Source organism: Clostridium sp. UBA5119 (assembly GCF_002414285.1).
Classification (GTDB): Bacteria; Bacillota; Clostridia; order Clostridiales; family Clostridiaceae; genus Clostridium_J; species Clostridium_J sulfidigenes.
Map to the genome: position 1 here is coordinate 1 of NZ_DHYX01000112.1, position 1,672 is coordinate 1,672.

Sequence of the window (1,672 nt, forward strand, 5' to 3'; positions counted from 1 at the left end):
TCAAAATAATAATACTATAGCTGTAGAATCCGGCCGAGGATTTACTGCAGATAATAGAGTAAAACCTAACTTAACTACAGGTGGAGTTATGGCTTTAACTACAGGACTAAATAATGAAAATGTATTACTTTCTGGTGGCTCTGTAGCTGGTGCCGTACTGTGCGGTGCCACACTGCTTCTGCTAGAATGGGGAATCGTCCTTGGAAATGACCCAAACATATATGGTCCTACAGCTATTTCTTATTTCACAAGGGGTACTAGTAAAAGGTCTGGTGATATATATCCTAATCCACAATGGGGCTACGGCATGTTAAGTCTTCAAGGCTCTTTCGAAAATCTTAGGTCATCTCCACTAATTAAACCTTATGATGGACTCAATACTCAAAACGAGAATAACCTGCCATCTGATTTTTATATAAGAATGCCTAAAGAATTATATGTAAGAATAGATGATTTTATAGATATTATAGAGTAAGTGGTGAACCTACTGGATCTTATAAAGCTAAAAAGACCGCTAACTAAGTATATTAAATTACTCAGTTAGCGGTCAAACCTTAATATCTATTCAATTACAACTTCTATCTCAGTCCACTCAAACATACTTACATTAAATCCTCTTTTAAATACTTACTCTCTTATTAATTTAATGTACGTATCAAGCTGGTTTTCTTCTAAATCTCCAATTAAATCTATAAACAAATCTAAATTTCCATTTACTGCATATTCCTCAAGGGCATTATAGTAATTAAGACGATCTTCCTTTGCAATTGAAACAGGTAAAAATCCATGTATCATTAGCTGATAATTCATTATAAGACGTGATGTTCTTCCATTACCATCAATAAAAGGGTGAATTCTTACAAATTCTGCATGTGTCCATGCTGCTAGCTCAATTGGATTCATATCTCGTTTATATTGAAGATCTGTAAAGAAGTTCTTAATTTCAAAATACATATCATTTCCTGCTGGAGGAACATGACCTGCTCCACTAATTCTGACCTCTTGATTTCGATAAATTCCACCTTGAATTATACCAGCAGTTAATATTTCATGAATATCTTTCACAATAGTTTCATCTAATAGCTTTATCTCCTCAATACACTTTTTCACATAGCCATATGCCTTTTCATGATTAACAACTTCATAAATTTCTCTAAGCTCCTTGCCACCAATTGAGATTCCATCTTCTAATAACACCTTTGTTTCCATAAGGGTTAAAGTATTGCCCTCAATTGCAGTAGAGTTATGTGTAAAAGTTAGCTCAAAATCCTTATCATAAGAAGTTAATGTTACTTCATCAATCTTATTTTTTCCCGCCTCATATCTATTCTTTTTATCTAGGATTCTTTCATAATTCATATAGTACCTCCCGATATTCTGGTATATTGCTATTATTCTCTACTATTTATCATATATAGTTTATCATTTAATTATAATTATTTCCACGTATTAACCAAGACATACTATATTAAATTAATTTCCAAGAGGAATAGTTGGCTCAACATTAGTAGGTTTATTAATTAAAATAACACCTTGAAAATAATCTGTTGTAACTCCTTTATTACTATAAAATACTTCTTTTTCAACCATCGCAATATCATAATAAGTAAATACTGTAGGTGTAAGCTCTTTTGAAAATGTACTTTTTCTATTATTTAAATCTATAAATATA

At 31.6% G+C, this 1,672-nt stretch carries 2 protein-coding genes and 1 pseudogene; 1 reads left to right on the forward strand and 2 read right to left on the reverse strand.

Annotation, left to right across the window (positions count from 1 at the left end; all coding sequences use genetic code 11):
- Positions 1-475, forward strand: a pseudogene (locus B2671_RS16825) (peptidase S8); the annotation flags it as partial.
- Positions 476-627: 152 nt separating this feature from the next.
- On the opposite strand, the gene B2671_RS16830 reads toward B2671_RS16825, so the two are convergent.
- Positions 628-1,359 (reverse strand): Fic family protein, encoded by a 732-nt coding sequence (locus B2671_RS16830; protein WP_346871447.1) that lies wholly within the window; start codon positions 1,357-1,359, stop codon positions 628-630.
- A gap of 114 nt (positions 1,360-1,473) precedes the next feature.
- On the reverse strand, positions 1,474-1,672 hold a 199-nt coding region (locus B2671_RS16835), incomplete at its 5' end, for a hypothetical protein (protein ID WP_346871448.1).

Coding starts and splice junctions, on each gene's coding strand:
- B2671_RS16830 (WP_346871447.1), bottom strand. CDS start 1,359: ATGAATTATGAAAGAATCCTAGATAAAAAGAATAGATATGAGGCGGGA.